This window comes from Variovorax sp. GW821-FHT09D07 (assembly GCF_059416345.1).
Map to the genome: position 1 here is coordinate 1,136,440 of NZ_JBWKOY010000001.1, position 16,433 is coordinate 1,152,872.

Below are 16,433 nucleotides of genomic sequence, written 5' to 3' on the forward strand. Positions count from 1 at the left end.
GAGATTTTCGAGGTGACTGAGTCAGGTATGCGATTTATTGCTTGGCGATGCCGGCACGTGTGATGACCTCACCCCAGCGCGTGGTTTCATTTGCCAGCAGTTCGCGCGCCTGCTCGGACGAACTCGCGCCGGGCGTCACGTACAACGCTCGCAGCTTCTTGACAACTTCTGCATCGGCGAGCGCTGCATTGACCTCGCGGCTTAGCCGCGCGACAACCGGCGCGGGCGTGCGCGCTGGAGCGGCAAGTGCGTTCCACGAAGTCACGGCATAGCCGCTGATTCCGCTTTCGATCATCGTCGGCACGTCCGGCAGCGCCTGCGAACGTCGCTCGCCAGTGACCGCGAGCACGCGCAGCGAGCCGGACGTGACCTGCGCCATCACAGGCGCCAGGATCTCTACCGCAGCATCGATCTGACCGCCGCGGAGGGCGGTGAGTACCGCTGGCGAACCGTTGAAGGGCACCACCTGCAGGTCGACATTGGCGCGGATCTTGAGCAGCTCCGCTGCCAGGTGCTGGGTGCTGCCCACGTTGATACTTCCGATGTTGAGCTTGCCCGGATTCGTGCGGGCGAAAGCCAGCAGTTCGGCCGCATTGCGAAATCGTGCATCGCTGCGTGTGAGCAGGCCCAGTTCGAATGTTCCCAGTGTCGAGATCGGAGCAAAGTCCTTCAAGACATTGAAAGGCAGCGTCTTGAAAAGGTTCGCGCTGACCGCACTGGCGTTGGACATCAGCAGCAGGGTGTAGCCGTCCGGTGTTGCCTTGGCCACGACGTCCGATGCCACCACGCCCCCGGCGCCGGGGCGGTTGTCGATGATCACGGCCTGGCCGAGCGACTGGCTCATGCGCTGGGCCACCACACGCGCCGTGAGGTCGGCAACGCCGCCCGCTCCGAAGGGCACCACGATGCGTATCGGCTGCGTGGGCCAGTTCTGCGCAAACGCGCTTATGGTCGGGAGGATCGAGCCAAAGGCTGCCAGCAGCATGAGCCGACGGATCCTTGATGTCATGTTTGTCTCCTGGATGTGAAATTCGAATGTCCGCACTGTCGGCTACAGTGGTTCCTTCGGCAATGTCGCTGCGGCACTTCTTGATATGCCGAAGTTCGATAACTCACGCTGAAGGAGGCGTACAAGGCGAGATGCAGGGATTAAGCGCTCGAGCACTACCGTCCGCCTGCTCCTGAACCTTGACTGCTGTTCAAGGATGTCGGCGCATGAACGATCAATACCGGCGAGAGTTCGCGCCTCAAATTTCGTGCATGCGGCTCCAATGGACATATCCCGCTGCCGCCTCAATTGCCAAGTCACCGACCCGCCGCCGCGCACGATAGCCGACACCGGCTGATCCAGGTGCTGCTCAATATCCATAGCCGACCATCACAGCGTCGGCTGCCCCCCTGACTCACGGTTCAGTCGGCACGGTGACTCAGTTCTACTTCAGCGCGGACAGCGTAAGCCTTCAGGCTGTCACGGAGAACGAGCATCTCAGGGGCGTCCTTGCTCGTCCTCGGCCGTTGGCGCGGTGCACTAGTCCCAGCAGATGGACCCGGTAGATGCATAGTGCGCCGGCCTGCTGAGCTAGAAGGATATTCCGGACTGCCGGCCGATCTGCCAGGTCACCGACGTTCCGCGCACGACTGCACTCACCTGCTTACCCAAGCGTTGCTCGACCGCGGGCCGCCACGGCACCAAGCTGAAACCCATGCCGTCGTCGATCATGGCGAACCGACCGCTGGTGAGTTGGGTGCTTTGGCGGTAGACGCCACTCACGCGCCCGCCCTCCTGCATCGGCCGATAAGTCTTTCCGGTCTGGTCTTGCAGAGACTTCCCCACAGTCGCCAGTTCGCGGTCACGCAAGGTGGATAGCAGGTTGCGCGCGAACAGTACCTGCGTGCCCCGGCGCTCAGCCAAACCCTGCTCCATCAGGAAGTCTGCGCGGCCGTGCATCGCATCGCGTACCTGCACACCAAAGCCCTGCGCTGCCAGCCCACGGCCCTCCCCAATCAATTGCCTGTCCAGCCAAGTCGCACCGATGGCGCGCACCTGTTGGTTGATGGGAAGGTGTGAGCGCAATTCAATGGTCGGCCCCGTGCCTCTCTGCGCATCATGCTGCTGGGCCCTCTGCACCAGGTCCGGCGGCACCTGCCAGACGCCATCAGCCACGCGCGCCGCGACACCGCTGCGGCGCAGCGCCTCGAGCCGGCGCACGTGGACATCGACCGTAGCCTGCGGATCGCGGTCTGCCGCCTGCGCCAGTCGGGCCAGATGATCGGCGGTCTTGTAGATGCCGCCCTTGGCGACTGCCGCGATGGTGCGGTCCACGGCCCGCTCCCGTGCCGGCGCTTTCGCCTCCACGATGCCGTCCACCGGCAGCGCCGACAGATCGGCGCCAGCCGGTAGCTTCAGGTAGTGCGCCCGGCCATCGATGCCGTCGACCACCAGGTAGCCCCGGTCGTGCAGTTCGTCGGCCAGGCCCTTGCCCGCGATGCGGCCGATGACGGATGTGGTCGACACGCCATCCAGCACACATTCACGCTGCGGGCCCTTGAGCGCCCGGCGCATGATGTCCAGCGCCTCCTCGCGCTCGCCCATGGCGGTCAATGTGCGCGCCATGCCCGGCGCCAGCCGCCAGCGGTTGGCGTCAACCCGCTCGGCCAGCGCCATGGCCTCGAGCCGCTGCAACCGCGCCCGCAGCAGGTTCTGGCGCTGCCGATCCTCGGGCCGGCCGGTCAGGTCAACAGTATTCGCCACGGCCTGGCGCAACAAGGCCCGGTCCAGGCCGGTGAGCCGCTGCAGCGCGACCTCGCGCTGCAAGCCTTGCCGGATCTCGGTCTCGGTGCGCGGGCCCAGCCATTCGGTGGCGATCTCGCTCGCTCGCATGCGCATCCCATGCGCCATGTAATCCGGTGCGATCACCAGGTCTTCCTTGCCGGCGGTCCGGCCGTTCAGGACGATGTGGGTGTGCGGGTTGTCGGTGTCCCAGTGATCGACGGCCACCCAGTCCAGCGGGGTTTCCAGATCGACCGCCATGCGCTGCATCAATTGCCGGGCGAAGCCGCTCAGGTCTTCCAGGTCGACCGCATCCTCGGCCGAGACGATAAAGCGGAACTGGTGGCGATCTCCCCTGCCCCGCTCTTCGAAGGCCTGGAGGTCGGCGGTATCGGTGTCGGGCCCATAGGCCTGGCCGCGCTGCCCCTCGCGCGTCACCCCGTCGCGCTCGATGTAGCGGAGGTGGGTCGACACCGAGTTCGCGCCGGCTTTCCTGAGCACCACGAAGCGGGCCTTGGTGACGACGCGCCGGGCACGCGCGTCCAGGCGACCGCCGGCCATGCCGGCCGCGACGCGGCCCCGGCCGAAAGTCGATGCGGGCCGCCCTGCCCACTTGCCCGACGTCTTGGCGCCTGCTTTCGAAACTTCCTTGAGAACCTGGGACACGAAGCGCTCCGGGCGCGGTCCTGCGCGGGACTTCGGGGCCGCAGGCCGGACGCGAAAGCGGTCGCCATCCAACTCCTTACGCGTGACCATGGCGGGCACTCCAGCGCCTTGGGGCGCAAAGGATCGGAAGCGGCACGCACGCGATGCCCCAGTGGTGCGGCATTGCGCACTGGCGCAGCACGGACACCAGCAGGTGCCGTGCCGCGCCCACCCCACGTGCAGACGGGCTTTGCGGGTGGCGGCGTGCTGCCCCCTTTATCTGGCCCTCCCTGCACCCCGGCGATTTCGCCTCCCGCATCCGCTCCCGGCTCCGCCCTGCCGCCAGCCGCGCACGGAGTGCGCAACGCTGCCCGTGGGGCAGCGGCGGTGCAGCTCGCGCTGCACACTGGCATCGGGCTCCCTGAACGAAGGGGTGCAGCACGGACGCACGTCCGGCTGCAGGTCGGCGGCACGTCCGGCCAAGGGATGCCGCGAAATTCATGACGCACTCCATGTCCACATGGGCCGCGCGACGCCGAGCACGGCGGATGCGGAAACGGGCCCGAAATATCGGCTGTCGAACGACGCCGGGTTCGTGGCGCTGAGCAGGAACAGCTCCCCCACTGCGAGGGGACGGCATTGCGACCAGGCTTGCAGCGGGCGATGCGCACCGTCATGTATTCGCACGCTCGCCACAACGGTGCCATCGATGTGCACAAGCTGCTCCCGAACACACACTGATTGCGGCGCGAGGGCGCCAACGCGCTTGAGAATCAGCACACCGCTGGGCAGGTAGCCGCGCTGGGCCGCGAAGGCGGCCACGCCAGCGGGAAGCCGTGCCAGCACGATGCTGCCGACATGCAGCGAGGCTGCGCTCTCCGTGCGGCCGATGCGGTACCAACCGCGCGGCACGCTGTCGCTCGGGTTGTAGACCACCAACACGTGATCGCGCGCGGCCATCGGAATGACGGCGGGCGCGCACAGCGCCGCCAAGCCGATGCCCATACAGACAAATATCAGGCGCGGCGTCATCGCAGCGCCCCGCGCGCCAGATGCGCTGCATGTCGTTCGCTGGTGTAGGCCGGCAGCGGCTGGCGTGCAGCCAGCCGGTTGCCGACCATGCGCCAGTACGCGACGGCCACCGCGCACGGGTCGATGCCCAACGCCTCGATGGCGTCGACCACCGCGAGCACGGCCTTGACCTGCGTCTCGCCATCGGCGCGCAGCAGAATGCGCGCGCCCGGATGCACGCCAGCAACGCGCTGCGCGCCATCGAACGGCATGGGCGCCTGCAACAGCATCAGTTGCCAGAGCGCCGTGCCATGGTCGTTGCCGATCCACTTGACCCGGCAGCAGACCGCGTCCGGCTCGAAGGTCGCGACGCGCCGCCAACGGTCGAGGAGGGTCTCTCGCACGGGCCGGCCGAAGCGCAGCCAGACATTCACGCGATGTTCGACGAACGCGAGCGAAACTCGCATGTGCGTGGGCCGCTGCGGCAGCGCGGCCTGGGGCCAGGTCGGCATGGCGGCCGGCGTCGAATGCGAAGCCAGCGCCGTCATGGCGTGCCCTCCGGGTACTCGCGCTCCAGCAGCTCGCGCAGCATGTCCGCTGCCGTGGTGCTGCGCCGGAACGCCACGATCTTGATGCGTCCACGCAGCGCGGGCGTCACATCAATGGTCAGACGCGCGGTGTAAATCGACGCTTTGGCCACAGCCGGCGGTTCGTCGGCGCGCCTTACCCAGGCCGATGCCGGATCGGCATCCGGCTTGCGGCCGATCAGCATGCGCTTCGGCGCAGCGGATGGCGCCCGCACCGTCATCGCAGCATCTCCCGCACGGCCTGCGCCAGGGCAGCGATCTCACGCGCGGCTGCACACTTCGGCGCCGCCTCGCAGGCGAGCCGCCCCGCGGCGACGCTGTCGGCGAACACGATGCGCTGCGAGACTTCGGCATGCAGCGCAGTGAACGGCTGATCGGCCAGTGCCGCACGCGCCTCGCGGCCGATCACGGTGCCAACCACGCGCCGGTTGATCACGAAAGCCGCGCGAAGCTGGGGCCGAAACACCCGCGCCTCGGCGATGAGTTGCACCATCTCATGGCTGGCCCACACGTCGTAGGCGCTGGGCTGCACGGGGATCAGCACCAGGTCGGCGGCCAGCAGCGCGGAACGCGCGAGGGCCGCGACACGGGGTGGCCCGTCGATCACGACGTAATCGGCCTGCAAGGCGATCTGCGGCGCCTCCTGGTGCAGCGAGTCCCGCGCCAGCCCGAAGACGCCGTACAGGCGCGTCTGACGGCTCTGAAGCCGCCGTTGCGCCCAGTCGAGGGCCGAGCCCTGCGGGTCGGCATCGAGCAGCGTGACGCGGCTTCCTTGCAGGGCCAGCTCGCCGGCTAGGTGTGTGGCCAGCGTCGTCTTGCCTGCGCCGCCCTTCTGGTTCAGCAGCGCGATCACCTTGCCGGGCCGGGGCTCACCGCCTGGCAAGCGGTTTTCGGCTGTCTGGCCTGCTTGGACTGCTTCGTCAGAAGCGACGCCCATTTTTTGGGCAGCTTCGTCTCGCGCGCGCGTGACTTCCATTTATGTATCCCTTTAGATGTTTAGGGAGGCCCGAAACCGTTGCTGGGCGTGGCCTCCCGGCTGATCGGTGCGGGCGATCCACCGATACTTCTGCGGGTGATCCACCGAGGGTCGTGCGGGCGATCCACCGAGTCCGTCCCCACGCCATCCACAGGTTCTTCAACAGAAGCTGTGGATAAGTCGCTCTGGGAACGGTTGACCGGGTCGGGCCGGAAGGCCAGCCACACAATGCCGCCGCTGCGCTCGATGGACAGCCGGTAGCCCGGTAGCGCCTGGCGCCGCGCCAGTTGGCGCACCTGCAGAGCGAAGTCGGAATGGCGCTGCAGGCTCCCGGACTTCAGGTGCAGGTGGCGCATTTCAAAGCGCCAGCCTGTCGGCTGCCTGCCGCCGTGCTTGCGCACCAGCCGATACAGCCAGCGCTCGATGCCCCCGGAAAGCCGGAAGTACGTGGGGTCGAGCGTGAGGACCAGCGCCTCATCCATCACGCCGGAGAAGAACCAGTCGGCCAGGATCAGTTCGATGCCGTCGGAGCGGCCATCGGGCCGGATGTACTCCTTCCACTCGTTGATCCAGGAGAAGCGGTGCACGCGCATGGCGCCGTTCGGGCGCTCGCGCTGGCGCAGCGTGGTGGCCACCGTGGTGGACTGCAGGCGGTCCAGCGCGGCGCGCAGCGCCAGGTAGTCGCTGCGGCCGGTGCCGCGCTGCGCGAAACGCAGGATCTCGTACGGCGTGGCCACCATCAGGCGCGAAGGCGCGATGCCCTCCTTCTTGGCCTGGACGATCTGGCTCGCGGCCCAGATCAGCACGTCGGCATCCCAAATCGTTGCGATGCCATGCTCAGGCACGCCCTCGACTGTGAGCGACACGCCGCCGGCCTCGAAGCGGATCGGCACGGTGCGCGGCGACTTGGCCAGCGAGAAGAACGGATAGGCCATCAGATCCTGCGCATCGCGCAGCGCCATGTCGCCGCCCGGCAGCGCGCGGAACAGCGACAGCTGTTCGCGTTCGCTCGGGCGCTTCGACATGAGTGGCGCTCCCCTGCCCTGCTTGCCGATCAGCGGACGGCGTCGCGCTGCGCGCAGCCGGGATCGGATGTCATTTCATAGGCCCGACTGTTCGCCCAGGTGCGCAAATCCTCGACCGCGTAGACCACGCGCGCGCCGAACTTCCGAAACCGCGGGCCGCCCCCCAGCACGCGCTGCTTCTCCAGCGTGCGCGGCGACAGGCGCAGGAAGGCACCGGCCTCGTCGGTGGTCAGGAACTCGGGGTTGGCGGGCGCAGCGGGCACCGCAACGGGCCGCGGCGCAGCCGCCGCCGCGCGGTTGGGGTACAGGGAACCGGCACTTGCCATGAGGGCCTCCATCGTTGTCGCGGGGCCGCGAACCATTCGCAGCCCGATGGAGGCAGTCTCGGGAGTAAGGGCCTTTTCGCGCAGGGAGAGATTCAGCGCATCGGTTCGTCTCCAGGGGGCTCGGCTGCAGTGCGCGGTATGCCCGCGAGGGCCAGATAGCCACCGCCCATGTACCCCTTGGCACGCCGCAGCAGGTGCCGGACCTGGGCGCGAAGTTCGCCATCGGCCTGCCAGCGCAGCGCCACAGCCTCGAGGCCGAACAGGGCCTGGGCAATGTCGCGGTGAACGGCGCCGGCCTGCGCGCCATCGAGCGCCTGCAGGGCGCGAAGATGCAGCAGCGCGGCCCGGGTGACAGCCCGCGTGGACACCTCGGCGGGCACATGGCCCTGAAGAACCTGAGCCTGCGCGTCGAATGCATCGAGCTGGCCGCGCAGGCCGGGACTGAGCGGAACGGTGCAGGCGTAGGCCGCACCGTCGACGAGGTCGTCGGCCAGTGACACGCGCAGGCGCTGCGCGGACACCTCGGCCAGCAGCGTCAAGCCAGCGCCGCCGAGCGCCAGGCGCTTGCGGCCAGGCACGCGCCAGAGGTCGAAGGTTTGCCGGGCAGGTGCGTTGTGCGCGTGCGAAGCGCGCACGTGCAGCAACTCGTCAGAGGTGGCGATCCAGAGTGGCTGCGCTTCACGCGCATCGAGACGCGGGTCCTCGGCGCTGTCGCAATCCCCACCGCTCGAACGATGCGCCGCGCCGCCGCGTCCAGTCCGCGCGGTACTGCGGATGGCGGCGCAGGTACTCCCACGCGAGCGCGGGGCCGTCGAGGTCCAGCGTGTAGAGGTAGGCCGCCGACACGCCCCAGGGCGCGCTCGGCAGGTCTTCGGCCCGGCGGTCGGTCATGGCAGAACTCCCTTCTTCTTGCTTGGGAGTACGCTGCCACAGGCACCGCGGGCATGGCTGGCTTTCGCGGCGATGCGCTGTCGCGCGGGCGGCGACGATCCCGTGAGCTCATCCGCCACTGAAGGTCAGTCGTTGATCGACCCATCGCGCTGCGCGTCCACCGCGTAGGCGGACAGCGGCTGCCGCGCCTTGAAGTGCGGATCGGCCACGATGCGCAGGCCCGTGGGGCCACGCACGCCCTCAAGCGCCGACAGGCTCACGTGCCCGAGCTCGGGGAAGCCCGTGCCGGCATCGGTCAGCCCATAGGCGCGATCGCCATCGGCATCGAGCTCGGTGAGCAACCAGCAGGCAGGGGCGTCCAGCGTGTACAGCTTGACGACGGGATAGGGGTCGATGGTCTGGCCACGGGCGCGCGCCGTGCCGTTGATCAGCATCTGGTCACGCTGCTGTTCAGTGAGAAATACCATGGCTTCGAGAAGAGACCTTGGAATGCTAGAACGATGGACGAGGATTTGTTAGTCAAATTGGTGACTTCATGCGACTCAAAGCTTGCACGATGCCACGCTGCGGAAGCCATTCGGCAACGCCCTCTGCGCCGACACAAAGCCAATGCCTTTGAGAGAAGGCCATTTTGAACACTATAGATTGTAGCCCTATAGAGGTCGATAGGTTGTCATCGCCGTTCTCCGACGAACGACTGAATGACCTCCACCACACACTCTTTCCCCGCGGCTCTCAAGGCTGTCCGGAAAGCTCGTGGCTTGAGTCAGGAAGCGTTTTCTGATGTGTCGAGCCGCACGTACCTGAGTTCGCTCGAGCGCGGCCTGAAGAGTCCCACCCTTAGCAAGGTGCACGACCTGTGCGAGGCCATGGACGTACATCCACTCACGCTGCTGACGCTGGCCTACAGTGACAACGACAAGGCCAGAGACAAGCTCTTCGAACGTGTACGACGTGAGTTGGCCGAAATCCAAGGCTCGCAAACAGAATGAAAGCGCGGCCGTTTGGCCGCGCCTGTGCCCCCTACGCCAAGATGCGCCCTGCCAGCCGCGCTTCGCGCGCATAGCCGCTTAGCGACTTGTCGGCCATGAAATGGAGATCGCGCTCGATAGGCAGGCCCCAGTTCCCGCGCAAGCCCTCCAGCTCCGACAGGCTCACATAGCCGAGCTCGGGAGAGCCTTGCCCGAGATCGCAGAGTCCGAATGCGATTTCTTCTGAATCGAGTTCGGTGAGCAACCAGGTCGCGCCCGCGTGGGGCGTGAACAGCTTGACGACCGGCGGAGGATCGAAATCCTCGATCGCCTGGGACATCCGGCCGTTGGCCAGCAACTGCACGCGTTGTTCGTCGGTGATGAGCTTCGTCATGGTCTTTCTCCTTGGAAGGATGCCGGGCGGAATTGCCCGAGACCGGAAGCGGCACGGCGCAGCGCAGCCGTCAGGGTTCGAGAGACGGCCGCCAGGCCGCCAGCGTGCAAGGCACGCGCAGACCTTGACGGCGAGACCGGCGTGCGACGATGAAGGGAACAGCAAGCCAGCCCTCATCCCCCCCATGCACCCGCATCGCAAGCGCTGCGCGCAGCACCGCAGGTGCGAAGGCGTCAGGGATGGAAGCGCGGACGGGGCGAGATGCCATGGGCGGCTCGATGCGCAGCATCGACAGCGCGGTCCGGCACCGCCGGAGACGCACGGAAGCGGAAAACCTCGGAAGCGGATCTGCTGACACCCGTAGAGCCGCAAACCCTGTTTGACACATCTCAGCAAGCCCATCGATGCGCGATGTCACGAAATCGTCTTTACGACAAAGCGCAAATGTAGGCTTCGGCGCTCAATGAGGATGGGCTATCGCGTCAGCCGTCTCCAAAAGGAGAAAGTAGTTTTCTCATTCGATGGTCCAAGTCGGAGCGGGCGGTAAGCTCGATGGCGGACCCTCTCTTTTCTACTCAATCCTCGCCGGCCATCGCAAGCAATCATGAACCTGGAATCTCTAAAGTCTGTCGCACAAGTCGCCGCACCGGCTGGAATTGCTATCGGAGCATTTCTCTACATCGCGCGTGACGTTGTCGCGAAGAAGATTTTCCCGGACTTCACGAAACAACAGGCCTTTCGGATCATCATGTTCATCGTGTTCTCAGCCTGGACGATCGCACTCGCTGCCATCGCCGCTTGGGCATACGTCGCTTTTCCAAGGACGAGCAATGCTGCGGTCGCTACCACGAGCTATCCTCCATTTTCGATGGAGACGCTGAAAAATCTCACGTACAGGGTCGAGACCGACTCCATCACCTTGCAGGATGGAAAGCGGGAGTTCATCCCTGATCTTGAACAGGGACATCACGAAAAAGCAATTGCTGTCCACTTGACGGACCATGCATTCGGAGATCTTGATGGTGACGGGAGCAATGATGCGATTGCCATTCTGCAGACGACCGACGGGGGTAGCGGCATCTACTACTACCTCGTCACTGTCTTCAACGACAGAGGAATAGCAAAGCAATTCGGAAAGGCCTATGTCTTGGGCGATCGGCTTCATTTCCGCAGCATCTCCATACACGATGGGAAAGTCGCAGTTGAGCTCATGATGCACGGGCCGAACGATGCACTGTGCTGCCCAACACAATTTCGATCTCTGGAGTTCAGCGTGAAAGATCGAAATCTTCAGTGCACCACGGAGCCGTGTTCCGAGGTATAGCTGGCAGAAAGCGCTGGCAAAACAAGTCGAACACCCCGCCGCAGCGGGGTGCCGAGGGCGACGCTCAGTCGCCCTTGCTGCGCGACCAGATCAGGTTGTGCGCGCCGTCCTCGCCTTCGACCAGGCGGGCATAGATGGTCGCCGGGAACGACGGGTCGTCCAGCGTCACCGACAGGTAGGGCCGGTCCGCCTTGCTGATCTTCTTCCACGCCGCGCCGATCTCCAGCCCGTTGCCCGCGATGACGCGGTAGTCCGGGGCGTTCTCGCTCGCCTTCTCGCTGGTGGCGATCTTGACCTTGACGTTCAAGGTCAGGGTGCGAACCGTGCCGGTGTAGCCGTTGCCCGAAGCGGTGAAGTTGCCAATGGTGCTCATGATGAAGTCCTTTCGAGGTTTCCAGGTCCGCGCCCATCGCGGCCTTGGCGTGATCCGATCGGCGCGGGTCCGGGCGCGCCGCATCCCGTAGCGAAGCGCAGGGGCCGCAGCGCAGCGAAGGACCGGAAGGAACGAGAAATTTGCCTCGCGAGGAATCTGCGCAGCAGAGGGGAAATTTGTCGGGCCGGACGGTTGCGGCGATGGAGCCCGAGGCGAAGCGAAACGCAGAGCAGCGCCGCCGTGCCCGCGCCAGGATTCACGGCACATACAAGGCCGTGGGCGTGGACCTGTTCTCGCAAGGGACGCATGAGCCAGGCAACCGCCCTAGGCGACAGTGTCCCGGCATGGATTCGGCCGCTGCCGAACGCCAAGCTGGCTGAACAGCGACCGCAAGGGAAAACGCTCCGCCGCATCGCGCTGGCACGCAGGATCGGCATTGGTGGCGTGGAAATCGGAGAGCATCGCGAACGGCCTTCGGTGGAAACCTCCGTTGTTCACGGTGGCCTGCCCGCCAGCGTCGGGGACGGCGCCACATTTCGGAACCCAGCACAGCAAGGCCTGTCGCAGCCCCGCGCCCGCCCTGCGGCGGGGGTCACTCTTTGATGATGTCGGCGGCGCAGCCGCTGGATGTGAAAACGCGCGCGGCACACCTGCCGCGCGCGTCGCGCCGATTCAAGGAGCCCCGACCCGCAGGCTGGGGCTCCATGCTCACGCGACAGCGTGCATATCCTCGTGGTCTTCTGCCTCAACACCGCCGTTGGATTCGGCACCGGTCTCAATCTTGTCCTCCGGCGCGGCCTGCGTTTCGGCAGTCGCCTCCGGCCCTCGGAACATCATGGGGAGCCAACCCGTTCCCACCGCAAGCCGTTCGGCCTCGTTCGCCATGTCGGCCTTCTTGAGCTTGCCCAGCCGGTTGACCTGATCGGGCGCGAACGCCAGCATCGCTTCCAGCACCTTGGCCTTCGAGACATGCTCGAAGTAGCCTGCAGCGGTCGGCGTCCACCAGTCGTGCATGTCGAGGTTCACCGCCTGCGCGAGCGCAACGGCGGGGACTTCCTCTTCATGCGAGGCCAGCACGCTGACCGTGGAGGCCACGCACACCGCCAGCAGCGACAACAGTTCCTGCTGCGGGAAGGCCAGCAGTTCGGTGAACAGCGCATCCGGGTCATCGGGCAGGCGTTCGGCCCAAGCCTGCCGGACCTTCCCCATGCCGATGGCAGCGGGCGACTGCGCCATGTCCGGCGCATGCAGCCCGAGTCCATCCTGTGGTGTGGCGGTGATGTCGACAGGCGAACCGCCCGCCCCATAGCTGTCCACGATCACGCGCAACGCGAGGCGATGCACCACGGCCACCAGCGCGACGTGCGGGTGCCGCGCCACCTCGGCCTGCAATGCCGCCGTACGGTGCGCACTGAGGCGCTTCGCCAGCTTCTCCGAGATGCCGGGATTGGCGGGTTCATCGGCACCCGCATCCGGGTCGCTGCCCGCCGCGCCGTCCCCCTGCCGCGCCTGCTCTCGCAATGCCTTGGCCTGTTCCTCGCGCAGCAGGCCACGATGCACCACCACGCCGCCCATGGGGTCGAGCAACACCACGGCACCGGCCATCGCCACCACGTCGGCCGGGTATTCGAGCAACTGGCGTTCGATGGCGTCCAGTTCGTTGCCGAGTTTGTCCATTTCGTTGTTCAGCGCCTGCGCCTGCTCATCGGTCATGTCCTCGCTCTCGTCGTCCAGCCGCGCCTGCAACGTCGATTGCCGGGCTTCCAGCTTGGCGATGCGCTTGGCCTCGGTCTTGGTGGGTTCATGGCGCACGCGACGAGCCCGCAGGAACTGGTACAGGTCGGACGACTTGGCGCGCAGGGCGACATCCACCCATGCCCAGCCTTCGGCCCGTACCTGCTCGGCCACCGGTGCGAGCCTGTCCCGCGCCAGCGCTTCCAACAGTGCGCCGTCCGTCAGGAAGACGCCGTCCTGTTCGTCCGCGAACAGGTCGCGGCGAACACCGCCGCCTGCCTGCTCGTAGGCCTCCAGCCCGACGAAGCGGGCCACCGCATCGCGGCTGGCATCGATCTCTTCGCTGGTCAGGTGGCAGCGCAGCGCCTCCGGGCTGCGCTGCCACTGCGGCGATTCGTAGAACGCCGCCTCTTGTGCCACATGGTCGTCGGTGATGGCCAGCGCCATCAACTGCTCCAGCGTCACGGCCTGCGCCCCGAAATCCGCCAACAGCCGGGGCGAGACGTTGGCAAGCTTCAAGCGCCGCTGCACCACCAAGGGCGTGACTCCGAAATCGGCGGCGATGTCTTCCACGGGCCGGCCTTCGGCCACGAGGTCCTTCCAGGCGAACAGTTCCTCGATGGGCGACATGGCCTCGCGCTGCACGTTCTCCGTCAGGCTGACGGTGCGAGCCGCGTCGTCGAGCACGAGCAGGCAATGCACCTCGTGGTCCTTCGCCAGCTTGCGGCGCTTGACCAGCAGCGTCAACGCGGCCAGACGCCGTCGCCCGGCCACCACGTCGTAGTGATCGCCATCGGGCGCGGCCACCACGGTGAGGTTTTGCAGCAGGCCGACGCGGGCGATGCTCGCGGCCAGTTCGGGAATCGACGTGCCGCCACTCTTGCGCACGTTGCGGCTCGAAGGCCGCAGCTTGGACAGCGGGATCAGCAGCAGTTCCTGCGAGGCTGCGACGGCGTTGGTTTCTTCAAAGGTAGCGGTGTTCATGATGTAGCTCCTATCGGGAAAGATGGAAAAAGATCGGGGAACGAATGGAGAGGCTGCGCGCCCCTCCGGGCTTGGGGTTCAGGCTTTGAGTTGGCGCATGCCATCAGCCAGCAGCCACAGGGCGCGGTTCAGGCGCAGGTTCTGGTCGATGCCTTGCACGGGCCGCGTGCTCTGGCGGCGACCGTTGGCGGCGCGGGCGTGCAGGCCGCCCTTGATGAGGTTTTCTTGGGTGCGGTTGAACACGCTCCACAGGTCGCGGCGGTCGTCGCCGGTGCGGCGCGGCATCAGGATTTGCGTTTCCGTGATCGGCGCGGGCTTGTCCGGGTCGTCGTACTTGAGGGTCAGCGCGGCGCGGGCGAACACCTCCGACTCCCCGGCGTCCAGCGTGACCGCCTGCATGGATTCGCGCGAGGCTTGGGCTTGCCCGAAGCCTTCCAGCACGGCATACGCGCCCTCGATCACATGGCCCGCCACATCGCCCTTGTGGGGCACGCGCACATCGGCCACGGTATCTCCGCACACCAGTCCGTTCTGGCAGACGAAGCGGAACATGCCCGCCAGCATCTGGTAGCTACTGCTGCCATCATGGGAATTCAGCAGGATGATTTCGTTGGCCTCGCGGCCGTTGATCTGGCTGGCGTGGCGCAGCCGGATCATGTGCTTGGTGAAATCGCGCCGCCCTTCCTGCCGCACGCGGGTCTGGCACACCATGAAGGGCTCAAAGCCCTCCCCTCTCAGTTCGGTCAGCACGGTGGCCGTGGGGATGTAGCTGTAGCGCTCCGATCGGCTGCCGTGCGGGGCATCTGCAAAGATGGACGGGGCCACGGTTCTGATCTGGTCATTCGACAAGGGATGTTCCGAGCGCAGCACCGGCGAGTTGTTCGCGAAACGGGAAGCGAGTTGCATGGCATTTCTCCTGAAAAGGTTGGCTGTTGAACAACCCCCACCGGATTCCTAGATTCGGAGCCCTCTTCGGGTCTTCCGGTGGGGTCGGCACGAAGAACCCGGTTGGCCTCGTTGCCACCGTCTTTCCTGAGTTCATCGCCCGCGACGGTCAGGAGCGCGCGGAGGGGCGCCGTCAAGGAGACAAGCGCCAGGTAGGTGCGGCCCGCAGGCGCAGCCGAGGACACGGCCTGGCGCGCCTTGACGGCACCCGGCCGCGGGCTACGGTCGCGCACAAGGTGATGAGGTCAGGAAAGATGGCTGGACAGGCAACGGCCGCCTTCTGCGCCGACCCCACGCAAGCGAAGCGCGCAGGCCCGGATCAACGAACCGGGCCGGAGGCGTCAGCCGAGCGGAGCGAGGGAACGATGGAAGCCCGGATGGGGCGAGACACCGAAAGTGGCTCGATGCGCAGCACGACAGCGCGGCCGGCCATGTCCGCGAGGCCGGAGACGCCCGGAATCGGCTACCGTTGTGAGCCGTTCAACCCAGCAACACGGAACCCCGGATGAGCACCACCCCAACGACAACAGAGACACGCGTCGCCGTCTTGGTCGACTGCGACAACGTGCCGCCCGACATCCTCGAACATGCGCTGCGCATGGTGGCGCAGTTCGGCCGCGTCGTGCTGCGCCGTGGCTACGGCAACCAGAGCACGCTGGCCAACAAATGGCAGGACGCCTTGGTGCGCCTGGCCTTCACACCCTGCCTGCAGTACCAGTACGCCGCCGGCAAGAACACCGCAGACATCGCCCTGGCGCTCGATGCGCTGGAAGCGCTCTTCGACCAGCGGGCCGACACCTTCTGCCTGGTCACCAGCGATTCCGACTTCGCCTACCTGTGTCGGAAGCTGCGCGAGCGCGGCGCCACCGTCTGCATCGTCGGCGAACCCAAGACGCCTGACGCGCTGCGCAATGCCAGCGACCAATTCTTCGAATGGACGCGTCCCGAGCCACCAGCGGAAGCGGTCGTCGAGGCCGCGCCGAAGGCCACCGCGAAAGCGGAGCCTGCAAAGGCCGAGTCGCCTAAGCAGGAACCGCCCAAGCCGGCGCCGAAGCGCCGGCCACGCTTCCTCGTCGAAGCCGTATCGCTGCTCGCCAGCGACACGTCCGAAGGCAAGGTCGGCCTGGGCGTCCTGGGCCAGTACCTCAAGCGCACCGACCCGGCCTTCTCGCCCCAGACCTACGGCCACTCGGGACTGTTGAACATGGTCAAGACCTACGACCTGCTCGCTTCTCAACAGGAGCAAGGTGGCCACTGGTCGGTGAGCCTGCTGCCCAAAGCCGAAGGCGCGGCGGAAACCGACGCGCCGCGCGCATGAGAGTGCTTGCGCGCCTGCGGGTATCGTCAGCGAAAAGTCCGAAAAGGAAATGCTTCATACCTAGATCACCGTCCTACGAAGCGGCCTCGACGACCCCGTGCATGGGCATCGCAGAATGCTTTGCGCGCCGAAGTGGCACTGCCGAAGAACCCGCATTGG

General features: G+C 66.3%; 18 protein-coding genes and 1 pseudogene. 4 read left to right on the plus strand and 15 right to left on the minus strand.

Features of this window, described 5'->3' with window-relative positions; all coding sequences use genetic code 11:
• Nucleotides 1–34: 34 nt before the first annotated feature.
• From AC07OX_RS05150 to AC07OX_RS05200, 11 genes and pseudogenes are all read right to left on the minus strand, one after another.
• Nucleotides 35–985, minus strand: a complete 951-nt coding sequence (locus AC07OX_RS05150; RefSeq protein ID WP_495260130.1) for a Bug family tripartite tricarboxylate transporter substrate binding protein — start codon at nucleotides 983–985, stop codon at nucleotides 35–37.
• A 594-nt stretch (nucleotides 986–1,579) separates the two neighbouring features.
• Complete coding sequence (locus AC07OX_RS05155; protein ID WP_495260131.1) at nucleotides 1,580–3,526, minus strand: DUF3363 domain-containing protein; 1,947 nt, start codon at nucleotides 3,524–3,526, stop codon at nucleotides 1,580–1,582.
• A 387-nt stretch (nucleotides 3,527–3,913) separates the two neighbouring features.
• Nucleotides 3,914–4,420, minus strand: coding sequence for a S26 family signal peptidase (locus tag AC07OX_RS05160; protein WP_495260132.1), 507 nt, complete (start codon nucleotides 4,418–4,420; stop codon nucleotides 3,914–3,916).
• 23 nt (nucleotides 4,421–4,443) lie between these two features.
• Nucleotides 4,444–4,974, minus strand: coding sequence for a DUF2840 domain-containing protein (locus tag AC07OX_RS05165; protein ID WP_495260133.1), 531 nt, complete (start codon nucleotides 4,972–4,974; stop codon nucleotides 4,444–4,446).
• Nucleotides 4,971–5,234, minus strand: a complete 264-nt coding sequence (locus tag AC07OX_RS05170) for a chromosome partitioning protein ParB (protein ID WP_495260134.1) — start codon at nucleotides 5,232–5,234, stop codon at nucleotides 4,971–4,973. Before AC07OX_RS05170 ends, AC07OX_RS05165 begins: the two co-directional genes overlap by 4 nt.
• Nucleotides 5,231–5,989: a ParA family partition ATPase gene (gene parA, locus AC07OX_RS05175; RefSeq protein ID WP_495260135.1), complete on the minus strand. Its 759-nt coding sequence runs from the start codon at nucleotides 5,987–5,989 to the stop codon at nucleotides 5,231–5,233. Before parA ends, AC07OX_RS05170 begins: the two co-directional genes overlap by 4 nt.
• Nucleotides 5,990–6,189: 200 nt before the next feature.
• Nucleotides 6,190–7,014, minus strand: a pseudogene (locus tag AC07OX_RS05180) (replication initiator protein A); the annotation flags it as partial.
• 29 nt (nucleotides 7,015–7,043) lie between these two features.
• On the minus strand, nucleotides 7,044–7,340 hold the full coding sequence (locus tag AC07OX_RS05185) for a helix-turn-helix transcriptional regulator (protein ID WP_495260136.1): 297 nt from the start codon (nucleotides 7,338–7,340) through the stop codon (nucleotides 7,044–7,046).
• A gap of 92 nt (nucleotides 7,341–7,432) precedes the next feature.
• On the minus strand, nucleotides 7,433–7,975 hold the full coding sequence (locus AC07OX_RS05190) for a DUF2285 domain-containing protein (RefSeq protein WP_495260407.1): 543 nt from the start codon (nucleotides 7,973–7,975) through the stop codon (nucleotides 7,433–7,435).
• Between the two features lie 43 nt (nucleotides 7,976–8,018).
• The gene (locus AC07OX_RS05195) at nucleotides 8,019–8,231 is read right to left on the minus strand and encodes a transcriptional regulator domain-containing protein (RefSeq protein WP_495260137.1); all 213 of its coding nucleotides are present in this window, start codon (nucleotides 8,229–8,231) and stop codon (nucleotides 8,019–8,021) included.
• A gap of 125 nt (nucleotides 8,232–8,356) precedes the next feature.
• Nucleotides 8,357–8,698, minus strand: coding sequence for a DUF2958 domain-containing protein (locus AC07OX_RS05200; protein WP_495260138.1), 342 nt, complete (start codon nucleotides 8,696–8,698; stop codon nucleotides 8,357–8,359).
• A gap of 234 nt (nucleotides 8,699–8,932) precedes the next feature.
• Between AC07OX_RS05200 and AC07OX_RS05205 the strand changes: the two genes are divergently transcribed.
• A complete protein-coding gene (locus AC07OX_RS05205) occupies nucleotides 8,933–9,223 on the plus strand; it encodes a helix-turn-helix domain-containing protein (protein WP_495260139.1) in 291 nt (96 codons plus the stop codon).
• A 31-nt stretch (nucleotides 9,224–9,254) separates the two neighbouring features.
• Here the strand turns inward: AC07OX_RS05205 and AC07OX_RS05210 are convergent, their stop codons facing one another.
• Nucleotides 9,255–9,596, minus strand: a complete 342-nt coding sequence (locus tag AC07OX_RS05210) for a DUF2958 domain-containing protein (RefSeq protein WP_495260140.1) — start codon at nucleotides 9,594–9,596, stop codon at nucleotides 9,255–9,257.
• Nucleotides 9,597–10,200: 604 nt separating this feature from the next.
• On the opposite strand from AC07OX_RS05210, the gene AC07OX_RS05215 reads away from it, so the two are divergent.
• Entirely contained in the window at nucleotides 10,201–10,920 is a 720-nt protein-coding gene (locus AC07OX_RS05215; protein WP_495260141.1) for a hypothetical protein, read from the plus strand.
• A 64-nt stretch (nucleotides 10,921–10,984) separates the two neighbouring features.
• On the opposite strand, the gene AC07OX_RS05220 is transcribed toward AC07OX_RS05215, so the two are convergent.
• Nucleotides 10,985–11,293, minus strand: a complete 309-nt coding sequence (locus AC07OX_RS05220) for a DUF736 domain-containing protein (RefSeq protein ID WP_495260142.1) — start codon at nucleotides 11,291–11,293, stop codon at nucleotides 10,985–10,987.
• A gap of 306 nt (nucleotides 11,294–11,599) precedes the next feature.
• On the opposite strand from AC07OX_RS05220, the gene AC07OX_RS05225 reads away from it, so the two are divergent.
• Nucleotides 11,600–11,896 carry a hypothetical protein gene (locus AC07OX_RS05225; RefSeq protein WP_495260143.1) on the plus strand — a complete coding sequence of 99 codons (297 nt, stop codon included), beginning with the start codon at nucleotides 11,600–11,602 and terminating at the stop codon, nucleotides 11,894–11,896.
• A 105-nt stretch (nucleotides 11,897–12,001) separates the two neighbouring features.
• On the opposite strand, the gene AC07OX_RS05230 is transcribed toward AC07OX_RS05225, so the two are convergent.
• Both AC07OX_RS05230 and AC07OX_RS05235 read right to left on the minus strand, forming a co-directional pair.
• Complete coding sequence (locus tag AC07OX_RS05230) at nucleotides 12,002–14,011, minus strand: ParB/RepB/Spo0J family partition protein (protein WP_495260144.1); 2,010 nt, start codon at nucleotides 14,009–14,011, stop codon at nucleotides 12,002–12,004.
• Nucleotides 14,012–14,089: 78 nt separating this feature from the next.
• A complete protein-coding gene (locus AC07OX_RS05235) occupies nucleotides 14,090–14,917 on the minus strand; it encodes a DUF932 domain-containing protein (protein WP_495260145.1) in 828 nt (275 codons plus the stop codon).
• 544 nt (nucleotides 14,918–15,461) lie between these two features.
• Here AC07OX_RS05235 and AC07OX_RS05240 point away from each other — a divergent pair.
• Nucleotides 15,462–16,274, plus strand: coding sequence for an NYN domain-containing protein (locus tag AC07OX_RS05240; protein WP_495260146.1), 813 nt, complete (start codon nucleotides 15,462–15,464; stop codon nucleotides 16,272–16,274).
• Nucleotides 16,275–16,433 lie beyond the last annotated feature (159 nt).